The 17,080-nt window shown below is 40.6% G+C and carries 19 protein-coding genes; 12 read left to right on the top strand and 7 right to left on the bottom strand.

Annotation, left to right across the window (positions count from 1 at the left end; all coding sequences use genetic code 11):
• The first annotated feature begins 11 nt into the window (after window positions 1–11).
• Together trkA and AAC000_RS16010 are read left to right on the top strand one after the other, a co-directional pair.
• Window positions 12–1,391 (top strand): Trk system potassium transporter TrkA, encoded by a 1,380-nt coding sequence (gene trkA / locus AAC000_RS16005; RefSeq protein ID WP_339723999.1) that lies wholly within the window; start codon window positions 12–14, stop codon window positions 1,389–1,391.
• 165 nt (window positions 1,392–1,556) lie between these two features.
• On the top strand, window positions 1,557–2,276 hold the full coding sequence (locus AAC000_RS16010; protein ID WP_339724001.1) for a class I SAM-dependent methyltransferase: 720 nt from the start codon (window positions 1,557–1,559) through the stop codon (window positions 2,274–2,276).
• A 49-nt stretch (window positions 2,277–2,325) separates the two neighbouring features.
• On the opposite strand, the gene AAC000_RS16015 is transcribed toward AAC000_RS16010, so the two are convergent.
• Window positions 2,326–3,159, bottom strand: a complete 834-nt coding sequence (locus tag AAC000_RS16015; protein WP_339724003.1) for a hypothetical protein — start codon at window positions 3,157–3,159, stop codon at window positions 2,326–2,328.
• Window positions 3,160–3,401: 242 nt separating this feature from the next.
• On the opposite strand from AAC000_RS16015, the gene AAC000_RS16020 reads away from it, so the two are divergent.
• Genes AAC000_RS16020 through AAC000_RS16040 form a run of 5 tightly spaced genes read left to right on the top strand, consistent with a single transcriptional unit; the run spans window position 3,402 to window position 7,442 of the window.
• Window positions 3,402–4,322: an ABC transporter ATP-binding protein gene (locus tag AAC000_RS16020; RefSeq protein ID WP_339724005.1), complete on the top strand. Its 921-nt coding sequence runs from the start codon at window positions 3,402–3,404 to the stop codon at window positions 4,320–4,322.
• Window positions 4,303–5,457, top strand: coding sequence for an ABC transporter permease (locus tag AAC000_RS16025; RefSeq protein WP_339724007.1), 1,155 nt, complete (start codon window positions 4,303–4,305; stop codon window positions 5,455–5,457). The genes AAC000_RS16020 and AAC000_RS16025 overlap by 20 nt, the downstream gene beginning before the upstream one ends.
• On the top strand, window positions 5,448–5,723 hold the full coding sequence (locus tag AAC000_RS16030) for a phosphopantetheine-binding protein (RefSeq protein ID WP_339724009.1): 276 nt from the start codon (window positions 5,448–5,450) through the stop codon (window positions 5,721–5,723). The genes AAC000_RS16025 and AAC000_RS16030 overlap by 10 nt, the downstream gene beginning before the upstream one ends.
• A gap of 1 nt (window position 5,724) precedes the next feature.
• Window positions 5,725–6,843: a beta-ketoacyl synthase N-terminal-like domain-containing protein gene (locus tag AAC000_RS16035; RefSeq protein WP_339724010.1), complete on the top strand. Its 1,119-nt coding sequence runs from the start codon at window positions 5,725–5,727 to the stop codon at window positions 6,841–6,843.
• A gap of 2 nt (window positions 6,844–6,845) precedes the next feature.
• Window positions 6,846–7,442, top strand: a complete 597-nt coding sequence (locus tag AAC000_RS16040; RefSeq protein ID WP_339724011.1) for a hypothetical protein — start codon at window positions 6,846–6,848, stop codon at window positions 7,440–7,442.
• On the opposite strand, the gene AAC000_RS16045 is transcribed toward AAC000_RS16040, so the two are convergent.
• Entirely contained in the window at window positions 7,432–7,944 is a 513-nt protein-coding gene (locus AAC000_RS16045; protein WP_339724013.1) for a DUF2141 domain-containing protein, read from the bottom strand. The genes AAC000_RS16040 and AAC000_RS16045 overlap by 11 nt on opposite strands.
• A gap of 87 nt (window positions 7,945–8,031) precedes the next feature.
• On the opposite strand from AAC000_RS16045, the gene AAC000_RS16050 reads away from it, so the two are divergent.
• From AAC000_RS16050 to bamE, 5 genes are read left to right on the top strand one after another with little or no spacing between them, the layout of a single operon-like run.
• Window positions 8,032–8,946, top strand: coding sequence for a dialkylrecorsinol condensing enzyme (locus tag AAC000_RS16050; RefSeq protein ID WP_339724014.1), 915 nt, complete (start codon window positions 8,032–8,034; stop codon window positions 8,944–8,946).
• 7 nt (window positions 8,947–8,953) lie between these two features.
• Window positions 8,954–10,099, top strand: a complete 1,146-nt coding sequence (locus AAC000_RS16055) for a beta-ketoacyl-ACP synthase III (RefSeq protein ID WP_339724015.1) — start codon at window positions 8,954–8,956, stop codon at window positions 10,097–10,099.
• Window positions 10,100–10,102: 3 nt separating this feature from the next.
• Complete coding sequence (locus AAC000_RS16060) at window positions 10,103–10,507, top strand: hypothetical protein (RefSeq protein ID WP_339724017.1); 405 nt, start codon at window positions 10,103–10,105, stop codon at window positions 10,505–10,507.
• Window positions 10,504–11,523: a BtrH N-terminal domain-containing protein gene (locus tag AAC000_RS16065; RefSeq protein WP_339724019.1), complete on the top strand. Its 1,020-nt coding sequence runs from the start codon at window positions 10,504–10,506 to the stop codon at window positions 11,521–11,523. Before AAC000_RS16060 ends, AAC000_RS16065 begins: the two co-directional genes overlap by 4 nt.
• Window positions 11,524–11,570: 47 nt before the next feature.
• Window positions 11,571–12,155: an outer membrane protein assembly factor BamE gene (gene bamE / locus AAC000_RS16070; protein ID WP_339724020.1), complete on the top strand. Its 585-nt coding sequence runs from the start codon at window positions 11,571–11,573 to the stop codon at window positions 12,153–12,155.
• 71 nt (window positions 12,156–12,226) lie between these two features.
• Here the strand turns inward: bamE and AAC000_RS16075 are convergent, their stop codons facing one another.
• Genes AAC000_RS16075 through AAC000_RS16095 form a run of 5 tightly spaced genes read right to left on the bottom strand, consistent with a single transcriptional unit; the run spans window position 12,227 to window position 17,079 of the window.
• Window positions 12,227–13,453 carry a beta-ketoacyl-ACP synthase gene (locus AAC000_RS16075; RefSeq protein WP_339724022.1) on the bottom strand — a complete coding sequence of 409 codons (1,227 nt, stop codon included), beginning with the start codon at window positions 13,451–13,453 and terminating at the stop codon, window positions 12,227–12,229.
• Window positions 13,453–14,178 (bottom strand): 3-ketoacyl-ACP reductase FabG2, encoded by a 726-nt coding sequence (locus tag AAC000_RS16080; protein ID WP_339724024.1) that lies wholly within the window; start codon window positions 14,176–14,178, stop codon window positions 13,453–13,455. The genes AAC000_RS16075 and AAC000_RS16080 overlap by 1 nt, the downstream gene beginning before the upstream one ends.
• Window positions 14,175–14,636: a 3-hydroxylacyl-ACP dehydratase gene (locus AAC000_RS16085; RefSeq protein WP_339724026.1), complete on the bottom strand. Its 462-nt coding sequence runs from the start codon at window positions 14,634–14,636 to the stop codon at window positions 14,175–14,177. The genes AAC000_RS16080 and AAC000_RS16085 overlap by 4 nt, the downstream gene beginning before the upstream one ends.
• Window positions 14,629–15,831: a beta-ketoacyl-[acyl-carrier-protein] synthase family protein gene (locus AAC000_RS16090; protein WP_339724028.1), complete on the bottom strand. Its 1,203-nt coding sequence runs from the start codon at window positions 15,829–15,831 to the stop codon at window positions 14,629–14,631. The genes AAC000_RS16085 and AAC000_RS16090 overlap by 8 nt, the downstream gene beginning before the upstream one ends.
• Window positions 15,832–15,834: 3 nt before the next feature.
• Complete coding sequence (locus AAC000_RS16095) at window positions 15,835–17,079, bottom strand: NAD(P)/FAD-dependent oxidoreductase (protein ID WP_339724029.1); 1,245 nt, start codon at window positions 17,077–17,079, stop codon at window positions 15,835–15,837.
• Window position 17,080 lies beyond the last annotated feature (1 nt).

Genomic DNA, 17,080 nt, shown 5'->3' on the forward strand with positions numbered 1-17,080 from the left:
AAAGACCAAAAATGAAGATAATTATCCTTGGTGCAGGTCAAGTTGGCGCGACTCTGGCTGAAAACTTAGTCGGTGAAAAAAATGAAATCACCGTCATTGATTCAGATCCCAATACGCTTAGGCACCTGCAAGACAGACTAGATTTACAAGTCGTAGCTGGTATGGGCTCCCATCCAGATGTGCTTAAAAAAGCAGGGGCAGAAGATGCCGACATGCTAATCGCAGTGACCAACAGCGATGAAAGCAATATGATGGCCTGTCAGGTTGCTTATAGTCTTTTCAAAACACCGACAAAAATTGCTCGGGTTCGTTCCGAACAGTATATCATTTACCAAGAGCAATTATTTAAGCATCAAGACGTACCTGTCGATCATCTTATTGCTCCAGAGCAGTTAGTGACCAAAGCCATAAAACGCTTGATCGATTATCCAGGAGCATTACAGGTAGTTGAATTTGCAGATGGCAAAGCCAGTCTAGTGGCAGTTAAAGCCTATTACGGTGGATTATTGGTGGGTCATGCCCTTTCTACCCTCAAAGAACATATCCCTAACGTTGAAACACGTGTGGCCGCTATTTACCGACGTGGTAAGCCTATTCGCCCTTTAGGTACCACTATCATCGAAGCCGATGACGAAGTGTTTTTTATTGCGGCAACTAAACACATTCGTGCGGTTATGAGTGAGCTGCAAAAATTAGAGTCTAGCTATAAGCGGATTATGATTGCTGGAGGAGGATTAATTGGGGCCGGCTTAGCTAAAATGCTTGAGCACAATCACAATGTAAAATTAATCGAATTTAGTCCAGAACGAGCTAAATACCTGTCAGCCCATTTAGACAAAACAATTGTCTTTGCAGGTGACGCTTCGGATCATGAATTATTAACTGAAGAAAATGTCGAACAAGTGGACGCTTTTATCGCAGTGACTAACGATGACGAAGCGAATATTATGTCCGCCATGTTGGCCAAACGACTTGGTGCAGCAAAAGCCATGGTACTCATTCAACGCGGTGCCTATGTGGATTTAGTACAAGGGGGAGAAATTGATATTGCATTTTCACCACAACAAGCCACCATCTCGGCCCTTCTCACTCATATAAGGCGTGGAGACATAGTAAATGTTTACTCACTAAGACGGGGGGCAGCAGAAGCTATTGAAGCTATTGCTCATGGAGACCAAAATACATCTAAAGTAGTGGGCCGTGAAATCCGTGAAATTAAACTTCCCCCAGGTACCACTATAGGTGCAATAGTCCGTAGTGACGAAGTGATCATCGCCCACGGCGATACAAAAATTGAAGCCAATGATCACGTCATTCTTTTCTTAGTTGATAAAAAGTTTATCAGCCACGTAGAAAAATTGTTTCAGCCAAGCGCGTTCTTTTTTGGTTAGTAGTTTGTCTAAGCAACTGGTTGTTTTTTCTATGATTTGTTACATTTTTTGGATTAGACTCTTTATTTCGATGCAGTACACTGCCCTTTTCAAAGGGTAGACTTAAGTTTTTCAATGTGATCGACATTAATTATAGGCTGCAAAGTAAGTAAAGTGAGGGACCAATTGAGTAAAGTAGACATAAAAAAAGCCTGGGTAAGAGAGAGCAAATTCGGTGATTGGTTTCTAAATACTGATACATGGCTAATACACGTATTAAGAAGGGCGTTGAACGATCTAGAAACACTCATTCCAGAGGGTAAACCGCAAAAATTTCACACCGTTTTAGATATTGGCTCCGGATTTGGCCATTCTCTTATTGAGCTTGATAAACGTTTTTCTCCCAATACTATTATCGCCTTGGATGTCGACTCTGATGTTGTTAATAAAGCCGACAGTAATAGCAAAAAGTGTCAGGCAAATATTGAGTTTTTAATTAACAATGCAGCAGAAATTGCGTTACCTGACAATTCTGTAGATATGATTTTTTGTCATCAAACTTTTCATCACATTGTAGATCAAGACTCTGCTATTAAAGAATTTTATCGAGTACTCAAACCTGACGGTTGTCTGCTGTTTGCTGAGTCATGTCGCCGTTATATACATTCAATGGTAATTCGCGTGTTATTTCGCCATCCCATGCATGTACAAAAAACTGATATGGAATATTTGCAGCTTCTAGAACAGACTGGATTTGATGTTGTAGAAAAGCAATTATCTCGTCCTTTTTTGTGGTGGTCTCGGGAAGATTTAGGTCTTTGGGAAACACTCACAGGTAAAGTTGAAGATCCACAAACAAGAGAAGAAACCCTAATAAACGCGGTGTTATATAAGTCATCACAATGATCAAGCTATGGCTCTGTAACTGAAAACTCACAATCAAAGAAGCGCGATTTTATTTGTATGTAAATGGCCAGGTTAGCAGTGTATTTTTGTGAATTTCAGGGCTTAGTTTATTTGATGATTTAAAGTAAATGGGTACCTGTTTTTTTTCTAAAGCATGAATATAAAATAATGGAGGCCAAGCGTGTGGTGCGTAGTCTAAATTGTTCTTCACTCGTGTTTCAGTTACATCAAAGGTGTAAGCGTTCTTAAGGGCTTGGTTGCTGCCCGGTACCGTGTCTTGGGTATCAATATAGGCATCACTAAAATCCCCACAGCTACCAAAATATTCAAGTCCGTAGTCCCAAAAAATTCCCGAATAAACCGATACAGGATCTAAGTAAGTCGTTTGCACACTCAATGATGCTTTTTGTTCTTTTATTGCCTCACAAATACCTAAAATAACAAAAGAGCCACAACTGTGCCCTAACAAATGAACCCCCTTTAACTTAGGTAATCGCGATAGTTGCTCACCTAAAAATAAACCAATCTTTTTACCATCCACAGAACAATTAAGAACGTTATCCGAATAAGGCTGCCAACCAAAACTGATATGTTGTTTATGCAGATCACTAAATGGCATATGTTGAATCTGCGAATAGGTTCGCTGTAATTCATCACTCCAACTAGCAGGAGTATCTTTAACACCATGTGCCGATAAGGTTAAATATTCAACGTTAGGATCTAGACTTAGGTTAACAACATTTTGGTAATCTTTTGGCCAATGCATAGTCAGCAAAAAGCCAAGTGAAACCAGTATAAAAAACACTCCTGGTAGGATGACCCCTAGCCACCACAACCAAGGTACAATCCAATACTTTTGATAAAACTGCCGCACTCTATGCATTTATGTCCCTAGTCAGCCCGATGAATATGAGCGTTTTAAATCAGATTGTTATTCATGCCACAACACTACCAAATTGGTTTAGTACAAAAATTTTAAACACTTACAGTGCCGTAAAATTTAACGTAATATAACTTTGATTAATAACTGTCTTAAGTTGTAGATGAAATCCGTATGCCACAATGTGAAATGAGTCATTCAAGCTCGATAACAAAGCCTGAAATTAAATAGCCTACTGAGAGATGATGTCAGCATTTATAATAACGGATCTCGAATATCGTTATGCAAAATCTTCAGTTCCTGCACTTCAGGGAATTAATATTAATCTAGACACTGGGCAATGCCTAGGATTGATAGGTCCAAATGGCTCAGGTAAATCAACTCTTTTATCAATATTGTCGGGTTTATTAACTCCTACTTCGGGAACCGTTCAGTTTGGCCATAACGACAATTTAACGCTGGCTAAGTTTGTACAAAAAAACGTAGCCTTAGTGCCCCAAGAATATGCATTTTATCCAAAATTAAGCGTTGCTCAAAATTTACAGTATTTTGTCAGTCTATGTGGTTTTAGTTCCAATGAAAGCCAAACACGGGTAGAAATTGTTTTACGCCAATGCCAATTACAACAAGTCAGTAGTCAAAAAGCCAAATTTCTTTCAGGGGGATACAAGCGAAGATTAAACTTAGCCATTGCCTTGTTAAAAGATCCGCAAATTCTCTATTTAGACGAACCCACTGTAGGGGTAGATCCCATTTCTAGAGGCACTATCTTAGCATTGCTTAGCACCCTAAAAAACCAAGGAAAAACCATTGTTTACACCTCCCATTTATTGACGGAAGTGCAAGATATATGTGACCAAATTGTCATGTTAAACCAGGGAAAAGCCGGCTATTTGAGTTTAAACACAGCGCAAAAATGTCTAACCATAGAATTTGCCCAAGCACTTTCCCTTGCTTGGCTTAAACAGTTATCGTCTTTGCCCTTAAAAATCGAATGTGAAGACAACAGAGTGACAGCCAATATAAGTTCACCTGAAGAATTGCTGACAATGCTGGCATTGCTTAGCGGCAGTCAACTAGAAATTCTCAACATGCATTATGATCAAACCTCATTGACCCAATATTACTTAAATCATATGGAAAATAATGATACTTCAGAGCATTAAAAAGGAGTTTATATTGGTGTTTAGTGATCTGCATAGTGTTGCAGTTTTATTACTAATGCCTGTTATTTTTATGCTGATTATGACCTTTGCCATGAGTGAGCGGCAAGATGATATGATCCAAAATCTTCAGCTTGAGTTTAAAACAAACAATGAATTCGAACAGAGCTTGTTTGCCCAATACCTTGGCAATTTTGGCTATCAATTAAGTCCAGACATGCCTAAAGCCAGTGCCAGCTTGCTTCTTGAGTCAAACCTAAAACAACAACTATTTTCTAATCAACAGACCCCATTAATTCAAATCAAATTTGCTTCTTCTACCTCCCCGGCAATTCAAGCCTTGATTAATCAGCATGTACAATTGGCGTTTGCCCGTTTAAAACTACACTTATATATGCTTGATACTGGAGAAATGGAAGAGGATTTACCCCTCCAAAAACAAATGGCACAAATTAATCAACAAACCGATACCACTGAGTATATTCATGTTGCCGACGACAACTCAACACTACCTGTTGTGACTTATAGCGTACCTTCTTGGTTAATATTTGGGGTGTATTTTATTGTGTTGCCCATCTCTGTCACCCTATTAAATGAAGTACAAAATGGCACTTTGATTAGATTAAAAACCTTCCCACTTAACCTTCAACATTATTTTTTAGTGAAATTATTGGCGTTTTATTTATTTAGTATTGGGCAATTTTTACTATTAAGTGTCATTGGTTGGCGCCTCATTCCACTACTGATTGACCTCCCTCCAGTGCCTTACAAGCATATATGGGAACTGCTATGTACTGCCTTAGTTGTGAGTTTAGCCGCTGTAAGTTTTGCTTCTATTATTGCTACTTTAGTGCGTAGTTTTGAGCAAGCTATTGTACTCGGAGGTGGGGTGAATATTATCATGGCGGCATTGAGTGGTTTTATGGTACCACTTGATATCATGCCTACAGCCCTACAACAAATTGCCCAATTCTCACCTATGTATTGGTCGGCACAATTAGTAAAAGGCACTATGTATGGCCAATTCAATCATGAACATTGGATGAGTATTATCTATCTAGCAGTATTTGCGACAATATCACTTACAATTTCGGCGTTACTATTTAGTCGCCGATTAAGGGAGCTTTCATGGAATTAGAAGAATTAAAAACACAATTAAAACAATTAATAATAGTCGAATGTGACAAAGAAGATGATATGACTTGGCAAGAGATTGAGGATGATGAGCCGCTATTTGGTAATAAGTCTAAAGTAGGCCTAGATTCCCTCGACGCTTTACAACTTGCCTTAGTATTGAAAGAACATTTTGGGATAAAAGTAGAAGGCTCTAAAGAGTCTCGTAAACATTTACAGTCTATCAATAGCATAGTCGACTATATTCAATCGGTAGAGCCCACTAAATAACATGGCTGTATATATACATTCCAGTGTAAGCCATAGCGCCTGCGGCAACAGTTTTTTAAATCAACCACTTAGCTTTAGTACTGAGCCCAATGCTAATCTAGAAATCGCCACAAATATCGAGAATGACCAACACAGCATACATTTTTTTGCTATGGATCAGGTGCCACTCGATTGCAGTGAATCTAGGCTATTTCATAGTTTGACAACAGTTGTGCAGCAGTTAATTGAAATCAGTGAATTAACACTAGATGACCTTTCCCAAACCGCCTTGTTATTGGGGTCAACTTCTTTAGACATCGGAACATTGAGTCCTTCTGAGGATAAAGCCTTAGGATTACCCAAGATTGACCGCCTTAGTCAATATTTACAGCAACATTTTGGTTTGCACCCTTTTCACTTGGTGATCAATACCGCCTGTACGGCCAGTATCAATGCTGTGGCATACGGAAAAAAGCTCCTTGAACAGACCGCCATAAAAAGGGTCATTGTGATAGGTTGTGAGTTTTATAATCAGCTCACCACAGCAGGTTTTAATTCTTTAGATTTACTCAGTTCAGAACAGTTATTGGCCTTCCACGAAAAACGCCAAGGTCTAATATTGGGTGAAGGCATAGGGGCATTATTGCTTTCCCAAACCCAACCTCAAAAAGCTTGTTATCGATTAATGGAAGGTGATTCAGCTTGTGACACATCAAGCCTTACTATGACAGCCGAAGACGGCAGCCATATAAACACTGTAATGAGCCGCGCCATTACTAAGTCTGGATTAAACGCCAGTAACATTGACTTGATCAAAGTACATGGTACCGCCACCTACAACAATGACATTGCTGAATACAATGCGCTCAACAGCTATTTTGGCACTCCGCCCCCTATTTTGGCCCTAAAGCCTTTTATAGGGCATACCTTAGGGGCATGTGGCGTAATAGAATTGGCCTTATTGGATTATTTACTGAGTCAACCAACCCTTCCCGTTGCTCATTATGTCGCTGAGCAACCCCAAAATATCATGTTACCTTTTGCAGCTGCCGATTGTGCCATGAAGAGCTTTGAGCATGTTTTAGTTAACCACTGTGGATTTGGTGGTAACAATGCGGCACTTGTACTGGAGACAGTTTAATCATGCAAATCACCTTATTTAACTATGCATGTTTTAGTCATAGTCGCGATATCGACAATAGAAGTTTACGTCAGCAAATCAAACAGAAATATGCTGTTGGCGTTAGACGTCTAGATAATTTCACCTTGTGTGCGTTAGCAGCAGTAGCAGAGCTTGGTACCTCGAAGGCGGCTTATAAAAAACTCTCATTGATAAGTTGCGCCCAGTATTTTTCTATCGAACTTATTCAACAAATGTTATTGGATTTGAAACAAAATCGCGCCATTCGTCCATTGGACTTTGTAGCCACTGTAGGCAACGCCGCTAATTTTTATATTGCAAAAGAATTTTCTATCTCTGGCAGCAATTTATTCATCGGGGCTGATGTAGATGCGTTAAAGAAAAGTTTATTGCTCAGTGCCCTTGAGGCTCAGTCAGACAAAGAGGCTGCAGTTATATTACTTATTTGGCAAGAAACCGAACTTGAACGTGTTTGCCATGCTTTATTGCTAGGTGATACTAAAGAACAACATAACAGCTATCCCCAACATCAAAATTTAAGTCATCTAAATGTCCTAGCTACTATGGATTTACCTGCAGTACTTGAGGTTAGTTTATAACTACACCTAGCTTTGATTTACGTTTTCGCTTTTTATGGCGCTTAAGCTCTATCTTTTGAAGGTTGGCGTTTTCTTGCAATAAAAAGCAGCTTTCCAAGGGTGTAGGCTCTCCGTTAAACAAAGAGGGATTATTGCTAAATCCTACTGGCTCCAACGGAAACCCCATAGAAGAACGTTCCAGTAATTGATTATTATTTAAATCCAAATACAAACGTATACAGGTAAAACCAATAGGTAAACCCTCAATTATCAGATGAATGTTTGGCTGTAGGGCCTGCTCTGTATCGATATTTTCTATTATTTTACGCACTGACTCTAAGTCATCCCACAGTGTTCCATCATGCAACGATCCTTTGACTTGAGAAATGGCAATGTGGAGTTGCCCTTGATTATTTTCATGACCTTGGATCTCTAAAGTCAATGAGGCTGAAATGGCACAAGGCGCTATGAAAAGTGCGTATAAAAAACCAACCAGAAAATGTACTTTATACAATTTATTCATCTACACACTTTGTCTCAGGGTTCACAAATAACCGTTAATAGGTATACTAACGGCTAACTTGTTGAAGGACAAACTGGCCATCTATTTATGCGTAAAGTGCTTGCAATTAACTACTCTCAAACTGGTCAACTCTCCCGAATATTACAATCTATCAGTCAACCAATTAGCCAAAGTGAAAAAATAGAGTTCGAAGTGATTAATATTGAGCCGACCAGACCATTTCCCTTTCCTTGGCCATTCCTACAATTTTTTAGGATTTTTCCGGAAACCGTTGCTATGCAACCTGTGGACTTAAAGCCTGTCACTCCCAAACATGAGCAATATGACCTGATCATTTTGCCCTATCAGGTTTGGTTTTTGTCGCCTTCCTTGCCAATCGCATCATTTTTACAAAGTGCACAAGCTAAATCGCTGTTTGCTAACACCCCAGTTGTCACTGTAATAGGCTGTAGAGGCATGTGGCTAATGGCACAGGAAAAAGTCAAAGCTCAGTTACTACATTTACAAGCAAAGTTGCTCGACAATGTAGTGTTAAGTGATGATTGCGGGGCCTTTTTTAGTTTCTTAGCAACACCACTGTGGATGTTAACGGGCAAAAAAAAGCCTCTTTCTTGGGTGCCAGCAGCTGGTATAGCAGATGAAGATATTATTGCAGCCGAACGTTTTGGATTAGCGATTAAAAATCGACTTGAAAATGATCCTACGCCATTAAATCACAGCATGTTAAAAGGACTGTCAGCGGTCACCATCAATGAGAAATTAATCGCTAGCGAAAGAATGGCTAATCATAGCTTTGGTATCTGGTCAAAGATTTTACGTAAAATTGGTCCTCAACAAAGTACACGTAGAGGGTTTGGCTTAGTCATTTATGTGATATTTTTATTAACCTTAATACTGACAGTTGTGCCCATCAGCGCGCTCATTAAAAAACTTATCTCACCATTAACCAGAAATAAAATAGTGGAACAAAAAAAGTATTATGCAGAGCCCTCAGGAGAATAATTAATCAATGACAAAACACGTTTACATCAACAATTTGTCTGTTGCTCTGCCCAATGCTGTAGTCAACAATAATGAAATGGAAGATATATTGGGTAAGGTTGGAGGTGTAAAATCTCGCGCCCGAGCCGTAATCTTGAGAAGTAATGGCATCAAACAACGCTACTATGCAATCGACCCTGCAACGGGCGAGCACAATTACACCAATGCGGCATTAGCAGCCGAAGCAGTACGTGCGTTGTTCAATAAAGACAGTGAACTGCACAATATTGATACTTTAGTGGCGTCTTCTTCTATTCCTGACCAACTTATGCCTAATCATGCATCCATGGTGCACGGTGAACTGAATAATCCACCTTGTGAGATTGTTTCAACTTCTGGGGTCTGTTTATGTGGGGTGACGGCACTTAAATATGCCTATCTAAATATCAAAGCCGGTGAAAGTAATAAAAGTGTAGTGGTAGCCAGTGAGTTAGCGTCTGCTGTGATGCATGCTCGCAATTTTGAAGCAGAGCGCCAGCATAAAATAGATTCGTTGGCCGAGCACCCAGAAATGGCTTTTGAAAAAGACTTTTTAAGGTGGATGTTGTCTGACGGAGCAGGAGCAGCTCTACTGACTGATAAACCAAATTCTAGTGGGCTTTCTTTACGTTTAGATTGGATCGATAGTTTTTCTTTTGCCAATGAATTAGAAGCTTGCATGTATGCGGGTGCCGAAAAAGTTGAGGGTAAGCTTAAAAGCTGGACTGCGTACGACAGTGAAGAAAGAGCACAACAGGCCATATTTTCAGTTAAACAAGATGTTCGATTGTTAAACGACAATGTGGTACGCATTACGGTCGAAGAAACCCTTAAACGTATTGTTGCTAAACGTCAGTTAAAACCTACTGACTACGATTATTTTCTTCCTCATTATTCGTCGGCGTATTTTCGTGAAAAAGTCTACCAGTCACTCGTCAACATTGACTTTGAATTACCCTATGAAAAGTGGTTTACCAACTTAAGTGAAAAAGGCAATACTGGTTCTGCCTCAATATTTATTATGCTTGAAGAATTGTTTAAATCGCAGCAACTACAAGCTGGGCAACGCATATTATGTTACATACCTGAAAGTGGAAGATTTTCCAGTGCATTTATGCAACTGACAGTAGTGTAAAAAATGAAAGCCAAACAGGTTCCTCAAGATAATAGCCCCAGTTATAGTGGCCATAAAAAACTACTCTATGCCGTCAATGACAGTGGTCACTATACTGGTATTCAATCCAGCGGCTGGGAGATAGAGAACTTTGCCACTCAGATGGCCGTGGATGAACTCAAGCAACAAACCTTAAGGGCTATTGATGACTATCATTCCGGAAAAGCCTCAGCATTAGCCTACCATATGTGTAAACATCGCTTTGATATCAGTGCGTTAGCGCAGTCTACTGGTTTTTTCCAGTGGCAAATACGTCGCCATCTGTTACCACAAATATTCAACCGTTTAAGTGAAAGGAAACTCAACATTTATGCTGACATATTTTCTATCACAACTGCACAACTAACCAGAGTCCCAGAACAACCATGAGCGAAATAGTGAATCACCTGCTCCACCAGCAATCCTCACATTGTGAAACTGGTGTGGTTGCCAATATGTTGAGTAGTAAAGGTTTTGCCATGAGTGAACCTATGGCTTTTGGACTAGCATCGGCTTTAACGTTCGCGTATTTACCTTTCGTAAAAATAGGCGGCCTTCCTCTCATTGCTTATCGTATGCCACCTAAAACCATCATCAAATCTGTGGCCAAAAAGCTTAACATTGAACTTATCAGTCGCAAATTTTCGAGCCCCAAAAAAGGTATGCAAGCCTTAGATCAAGCCCTGGCAGAGGGGCATATTGTTGGTCTGCAAACCTCGGTATATTGGTTACCTTATTTCCCCGAAGATATGCGTTTTCATTTTAACGCCCACAACCTCACTGTTTATGGCAAAAATGAACAAGGGGATTATCTTATTAGTGATCCTGTGTTTGAAGAAGTAGTCACCTGTTCTCCCGAGAGCCTTGAGCGAGCTCGATTTGCAAAAGGGGCATTAGCCCCTAAAGGACTGATGTATATTCTTGGCGAGGTTCCCGAGAATATCGATTTAGCACCTCAAATTTATAAAAGCATCAAAAAAACCGCCAAGATGATGAACGGCATTCCTCTACCCGGGATACCTTTCTTCGGAGTGAAAGGCATTCATTATTTAGCAAAAAAGATAACTGAGCTAGAAAAAAAACCGAGTAAATATGCCCGTTTATATTTAGGGCATATAGTACGAATGCAGGAAGAAATTGGTACAGGTGGTGCGGGGTTTAGGTTTATTTTTGCGAGCTTTTTAGATGAATCCTCTAAACTAACGGGTGACGCTGAGTTATTTGAATTATCACAATTTACTACTGAAATCGGCGATCAATGGCGTACATTTGCGGTTCAAGCAGTACTGTTTTGTAAAGATAGAAAATCAATTTCGTTGCAAGATATCAGTGACGTTTTAATTAAATGTGCGGAAATGGAAAAACAACTCCAGAGTAGATTATTATCATTGAGTGCATTTAAATAATGTCATTACAATTCTCATCTCTCATCTAACTTTAAAAGGATTAAATAATGAAGTTACCCATTAATGCAATATCGATACGGACTATTATCTTAGTTATTGGCACTGTAGCTATGAGCAATGCTTTAGTCGTCAGCGCCGAAGAAAAAAGTGGATTCAAAGAAGGTGCAACTATGGTTGCCAAGGTTAATTTACATCCTGACCAAAAACGAAAAGTGCTTTATGCACTCAATTATCAGTTACCGAGTATATTACCTATGTGTGCCAAGGTAAAAATTGAAGATATTGGTAAAAAGGAAATTGAGTTTGTTTACCAGGGTATCACTTATCGCTATTTGTGGGATAAACATACCAAAAAAGCAGGGCAATCCTTAGAAGAAAATTTCAAACAATATTTTGGAACTAGCTGTGAAGATGCAAAAGTAGCAAATTTAAGTCAGGCAGACCAAGATGGTATTAAATCAGGACAGCCACAAGTAGGTATGACTAAAGAGGGCATTCTTTTTACTATGGGTAGACCGCCTATCCATGCGACCCCCACATTAGAGACTAACACTTGGATGTACTGGTCGAACAAATGGGTTCGAAAAGCCATCGATTTTGATGATAAAGGTGTAGTCACACAAATTCGCTAATATTGTCCAGCAGACACTACATGAAGTAGTGTCTGTTCATTTATTTGCTGAGACACAATCCCCCTCTTAAGCTAGCCCCATCGCTTAAAAATTAATGACGTATTAATACCACCAAATGCAAAGTTATTCGACATCACGTACTCAGTATCAATCTTCATACCTTGCCCAGTGATGTAGTCCAACTCACCGCATCGAGGATCAATATTGTTCAACTGTAGCGTCGGTGCAAACCATTGGCGATCCATCATTTCAATGCTAGCCCAGGCTTCTAGTGCGCCACAGGCGCCTAAAGTATGACCGAGATAACTCTTCAGTGAACTGATAGGTTTGTTTTTTCCTAGCACTAACTCAGTAGCCGATGTTTCTGCTACATCTCCTTTATCTGTTGCTGTGCCGTGGGCGCTGACATAACCAATCTCAGTAGCGGGAAGCTCAGCATCTTCTAGGGCCAGCTTCATTGCAGTCGCCATAGTTTCAGATTCTGGTTGCGTCACATGTACACCATCTGAGTTAGTGGCAAAACCAACGATTTCCGCAAGTATTGGTGCGCCTCTGGCCACTGCATGTTCATATTCTTCTAATATTAGGGTTGCAGCCCCCTCGCCTATCACTAAGCCATCACGATCAACATCAAATGGACGGGGCGTCAAATGGGGTTCATTATTTCTAGTACTGGTAGCAAACAAAGTGTCAAACACAGCCACGGCAGAAAGACATAACTCTTCACCGCCACCAGCAATCATCACTTTTTGTTTACCATACTTAATCGCCTCATACGCATACCCAATACCTTGCGAACTAGAAGTACATGCAGAACTAGTTGTATGAATACGGCCCTTTACGCCAAAAAACACCCCCAAATTCACTGCGGTAGTATGATTCATCATCTGAATATAACTGGTTGCAGTGATGCCTGACATATCGTGGTTTTTTAATAAGTCACCAAAGGCCACTATGGGTGGCGTAGAGCCGATAGAAGAACCATAGGAAATACCCGTATCACCATTGGTTAAAGCGTCACAATTGAGCAATTGGCTTTGTTCTAAAGCGAACTCTGTGGCTCTGGTAGCCATCACTGATACGCGCCCCATAGAACGAGTCATTTTACGAGTATAATGGCTGGGTTTAACAAAATCAGTGACAGGTGCGGCAAGTTTACAATGTAGTCCTTTGACACCCTCCCACTGGGGCATATATTTAACCGCATTTTTATTGCTACGTAGGTGTGATTCAAAATCAGTCCAATTGTCACCAAAGGCTGAAACCACTCCCATACCTGTCACTACCACGCGTTTCATTAGGCCATTCCACCATTCACTGAAATGACTTGCCTGGTAATATACGAAGCGTCATCAGACATTAAAAAAGCCACAGTTGCTGCCACTTCATCCACTTGGCCTACTCGTTTAAGGGGGATCATTTTAATGATTTCATCCATAGGAAGCTCATCTGTCATTCCTGTATCAATTAAGCCAGGCGCTACACAGTTTACTGTAATTTTACGTTTGGCTAGTTCTAAAGATAACGCCTTAGTAGCAGCAATAACGCCACCTTTAGAGGCACTGTAATTCACCTGACCACGATTTCCTATGACGCCAGATACTGAAGCCATAGTCACAATTCGCCCCCCCTTGCGTTTACTGACCATAGGCATAACCAAAGGGTGTAACACATTATAGATACCGTCTAAATTAGTGTGGATAACACTGTCCCACTCATCCCCTGTCATGGCAGGAAACGCAGTATCACGTGTCACTCCGGCATTACACACAATGCCGTAATACGATCCATATTGAGCAATATCTGCATCAAAAATTTCTTTGCATTGGGAGCGATTAGCGACATCACATTGTAGGAAATAAGCATCCACACCCAACTCTTTAATCGCTGCTACTGTATCTTCAGCGCCTGCAGCATCATTTCGACAATGTACAGTAATGTCAAAGCCATCCCGTGCTAATCGCAGCGCAATGGCTTTACCTATTCCTTTACTGGAACCCGTGACTAATACTCTTCTATTCATTTTTGTGCTTGCTCCTGCAAATACAGCTCTGGTTCTTCTGGCTCAAAAACGTTGATTTTCGCTTCAACCACTAATTGCTCACCTTGTTTAATTCGGCAATCAAATACACTTAAGCCATTGGCTTCTTTAAATAACAATTCCACCTGAATCAGTAACTCAGTGCCTAAGGTGAACTCCCGAACTTGGGTCATATAATTACGAGCACTCACTAAAAAACCTAAGCTGACTTTACCGCCATTATCTAATTTTAACACATTAGCGTAAGCCGCTATTGTTTGCGCCATATATTCAATCCCGACATAGGAAGGCACACTTTTACGTTCAGGATTATAAAAATTACTTTGCTCAGTAATTGTCACACTACAAGCCGAAGACATGTCGGTGTAATTCACTAACTTATCCACTAAAATCATAGGATGGGCGTGAGGCAAAATCTGCTCTATGGGATAATCATTCATATTCACGTCCTACAATTAAGCTCACATTATTACCACCAAAAGCAAAGGAGTTACTTAAGCAGTAACGAATTTCACTCTTGTTATCGGCGCTACTTTTAACCCAATTAAGCGAGGGTAACTCTGGATCAACCTCATTATCCCACACATGGGGAGCTAATTTTTGTTGCCTCAAAACCAAACAACAAAAACCAAGCTCTGTAGCGCCCGCCGCACCTAAAGTATGCCCAATACTGCCTTTACTGGAACTCACAAAGGGTTGATGAGAAAAAAGCCCTGCTACAGCTATTGCTTCCATAGAGTCATTTTTAGGGGTGGCGGTACCATGCAGATTAATATAGTCGATTTGTTGGCTCGACAATTGCGCCTTTTCAAGAGCCTGTTGCATAGCATCTATCGCCCCTCGGCCTTCTGGATGAGGAGCTGACATATGATGGGCATCACTTGACTCGCCGCCGGCGAATAGGCGTAAGTCGGATTTATCACCACTGATAACGGCTAATGCGGCACCTTCTCCAATATTAATGCCATCTCGATTGACACTTGAAGGTTTACAAATGCCCGATGAAGTAGACTCCAAAGCACTAAAACCATTCACTGTCATGGCACATAGTGAATCAACACCTCCCACTATGGCGGCATCAATGACGCCAGCTCTGATTAACTCGGTGGCTGTAATAAAGGTTTTAGCACTGGAAGAACATGCTGTAGAAATGGTCATACACACACCCGACAAGCCCGCAACTAGACTGATAAACTCAGCCACGTTAGACATTTCTTGAACTCGATAGTCATAGTCTACTGGAAATTGTCCTGACTCTTGCTTGACGGCCATGGCCGATTCACCCTGAGCGATACCTGAGGTGCTAGTCCCCAAAATCACCCCGAGTCTTTGCTCTGAATATTTCTCTTTAAGTGACTCTACTGTCTCCGCTATTTGTTGATAAGCCTGCAATGCCAATTGATTATTGCGGCTGCGGAAATGTTTAGGATAAGTATCTACTGCTGGTAATTCACTGGCTACTTCAGCCACAAACACTGTTGCGTCTAGCAAAATGTCTGCACGCTCCACAAAACCCTGTTGTGAACCAGCAAACAAATTCTGACTGATTTGCTCTAGGTTATCCCCTAAAGCATTAATTAAACCAAAGTCATTAATATAAATATTATGCAACTGACCATTGCGGTGCCCACTCATGAGTTAATCCGCTTCACACAATTTAGATAACATACGCATGCCGCGACGAGAGCTTTTTACAAAAGGATTACTTTCATCCCATGCATAACCTGCCAGTATAGAAGTGATCATGGGTTTGATTTCTGTATCTTGCGATTGGAAAAAAACCACATTTTGGAAGCTAGTGTCATACCAAGAAGTGACAAAAGTCTTAAATACATCAATACCTTTTTTAAGGCTATCGGCATATTCACTTTGCCAATCCACTTGTTCTCCATTCAGTTCACGTGACACTAATTGCGCCGCACTAACGGCTGAGCGCATCGCAATTGTCACCCCAGAAGAAAACACCGGATCGAGAAATTCACCTGCATTGCCGAGTAAGGCAAAGTTAGGGCCATATAAGGATTTAACATTGGAAGAATAACCGCCAATCATTCTTGCTGGTTGCGTTATTTCAGCGTGTTCAAACAATTCCGTCAAATTGTCATCTTGATGAATAAAGGCCCATAATTGCTTTTCCAGTGTTTCTTCATCGTTAAACAACTCAGGACGAGCAACCACTCCTAGACTCGAGGTACCATCTGAAAAGGGGATCAACCAATACCATACATCTTCAATTTCTGGATGCACCGTAATCAATATTTTATTTCTATCAAAATTCGCATCAGCTTTAATATTGTCTTTGAAATGGGTAAATACAGCTTTACGTGGCGGTAAGTCGCTAGGCTCATTTAGGTCTAACAAACGGGGTAACACCCGCCCAAATCCGCTAGCATCAAGTACAAAGCGGGTTTTTAAATGATAGCTATCGCCAGCTGCCGATATTTTTAACGTTGCGCCCCCTTCATGGGTAATCACTTCTTCGACGCTTTGCTGATAGCGAATATCAGCGCCGAACTTACTGGCTTCATCGGCTAATAACTTATCAAATGCAGCGCGCTTAACTTGAAAAGTTGTGCCAGGGCCGTCAGAAAATTTGTTCTCAAAATCGAATTCAGAACGCTCTCCTTTACGATAAAAGGCAGCACCATTCTTAAATTGAAACTCTAATTTGTCGGCGTTAGCATTAAGTGCATCTAGCATGCCCGCTTGTTTTACAAATTCCATGCAGTGAGGCAGTAAACTTTCACCGATAGAAAATCGTGGAAAACTTTCCCGTTCCACCACCACAGTATTCCAACCGTCTTGAACCAGCATTGAAGCCGCTATTGCGCCAGCAGGACCTGCACCAATGATGACAACATCACACACTTCACACTTGCTCATA

Origin of the sequence: uncultured Paraglaciecola sp., assembly GCF_963977085.1 — a bacterium.
Taxonomy (GTDB): domain Bacteria; phylum Pseudomonadota; class Gammaproteobacteria; order Enterobacterales; family Alteromonadaceae; genus Paraglaciecola.

Coding starts and splice junctions, on each gene's coding strand:
- trkA (WP_339723999.1), top strand. CDS start 12: ATGAAGATAATTATCCTTGGTGCAGGTCAAGTTGGCGCGACTCTGGCT.
- AAC000_RS16015 (WP_339724003.1), bottom strand. CDS start 3,159: ATGCATAGAGTGCGGCAGTTTTATCAAAAGTATTGGATTGTACCTTGG.
- AAC000_RS16020 (WP_339724005.1), top strand. CDS start 3,402: ATGTCAGCATTTATAATAACGGATCTCGAATATCGTTATGCAAAATCT.
- AAC000_RS16025 (WP_339724007.1), top strand. CDS start 4,303: ATGATACTTCAGAGCATTAAAAAGGAGTTTATATTGGTGTTTAGTGAT.
- AAC000_RS16030 (WP_339724009.1), top strand. CDS start 5,448: ATGGAATTAGAAGAATTAAAAACACAATTAAAACAATTAATAATAGTC.
- AAC000_RS16035 (WP_339724010.1), top strand. CDS start 5,725: ATGGCTGTATATATACATTCCAGTGTAAGCCATAGCGCCTGCGGCAAC.
- AAC000_RS16040 (WP_339724011.1), top strand. CDS start 6,846: ATGCAAATCACCTTATTTAACTATGCATGTTTTAGTCATAGTCGCGAT.
- AAC000_RS16045 (WP_339724013.1), bottom strand. CDS start 7,944: ATGAATAAATTGTATAAAGTACATTTTCTGGTTGGTTTTTTATACGCA.
- AAC000_RS16050 (WP_339724014.1), top strand. CDS start 8,032: ATGCGTAAAGTGCTTGCAATTAACTACTCTCAAACTGGTCAACTCTCC.
- AAC000_RS16055 (WP_339724015.1), top strand. CDS start 8,954: ATGACAAAACACGTTTACATCAACAATTTGTCTGTTGCTCTGCCCAAT.
- AAC000_RS16060 (WP_339724017.1), top strand. CDS start 10,103: ATGAAAGCCAAACAGGTTCCTCAAGATAATAGCCCCAGTTATAGTGGC.
- AAC000_RS16065 (WP_339724019.1), top strand. CDS start 10,504: ATGAGCGAAATAGTGAATCACCTGCTCCACCAGCAATCCTCACATTGT.
- bamE (WP_339724020.1), top strand. CDS start 11,571: ATGAAGTTACCCATTAATGCAATATCGATACGGACTATTATCTTAGTT.
- AAC000_RS16075 (WP_339724022.1), bottom strand. CDS start 13,453: ATGAAACGCGTGGTAGTGACAGGTATGGGAGTGGTTTCAGCCTTTGGT.
- AAC000_RS16080 (WP_339724024.1), bottom strand. CDS start 14,178: ATGAATAGAAGAGTATTAGTCACGGGTTCCAGTAAAGGAATAGGTAAA.
- AAC000_RS16085 (WP_339724026.1), bottom strand. CDS start 14,636: ATGAATGATTATCCCATAGAGCAGATTTTGCCTCACGCCCATCCTATG.
- AAC000_RS16090 (WP_339724028.1), bottom strand. CDS start 15,831: ATGAGTGGGCACCGCAATGGTCAGTTGCATAATATTTATATTAATGAC.
- AAC000_RS16095 (WP_339724029.1), bottom strand. CDS start 17,079: ATGAGCAAGTGTGAAGTGTGTGATGTTGTCATCATTGGTGCAGGTCCT.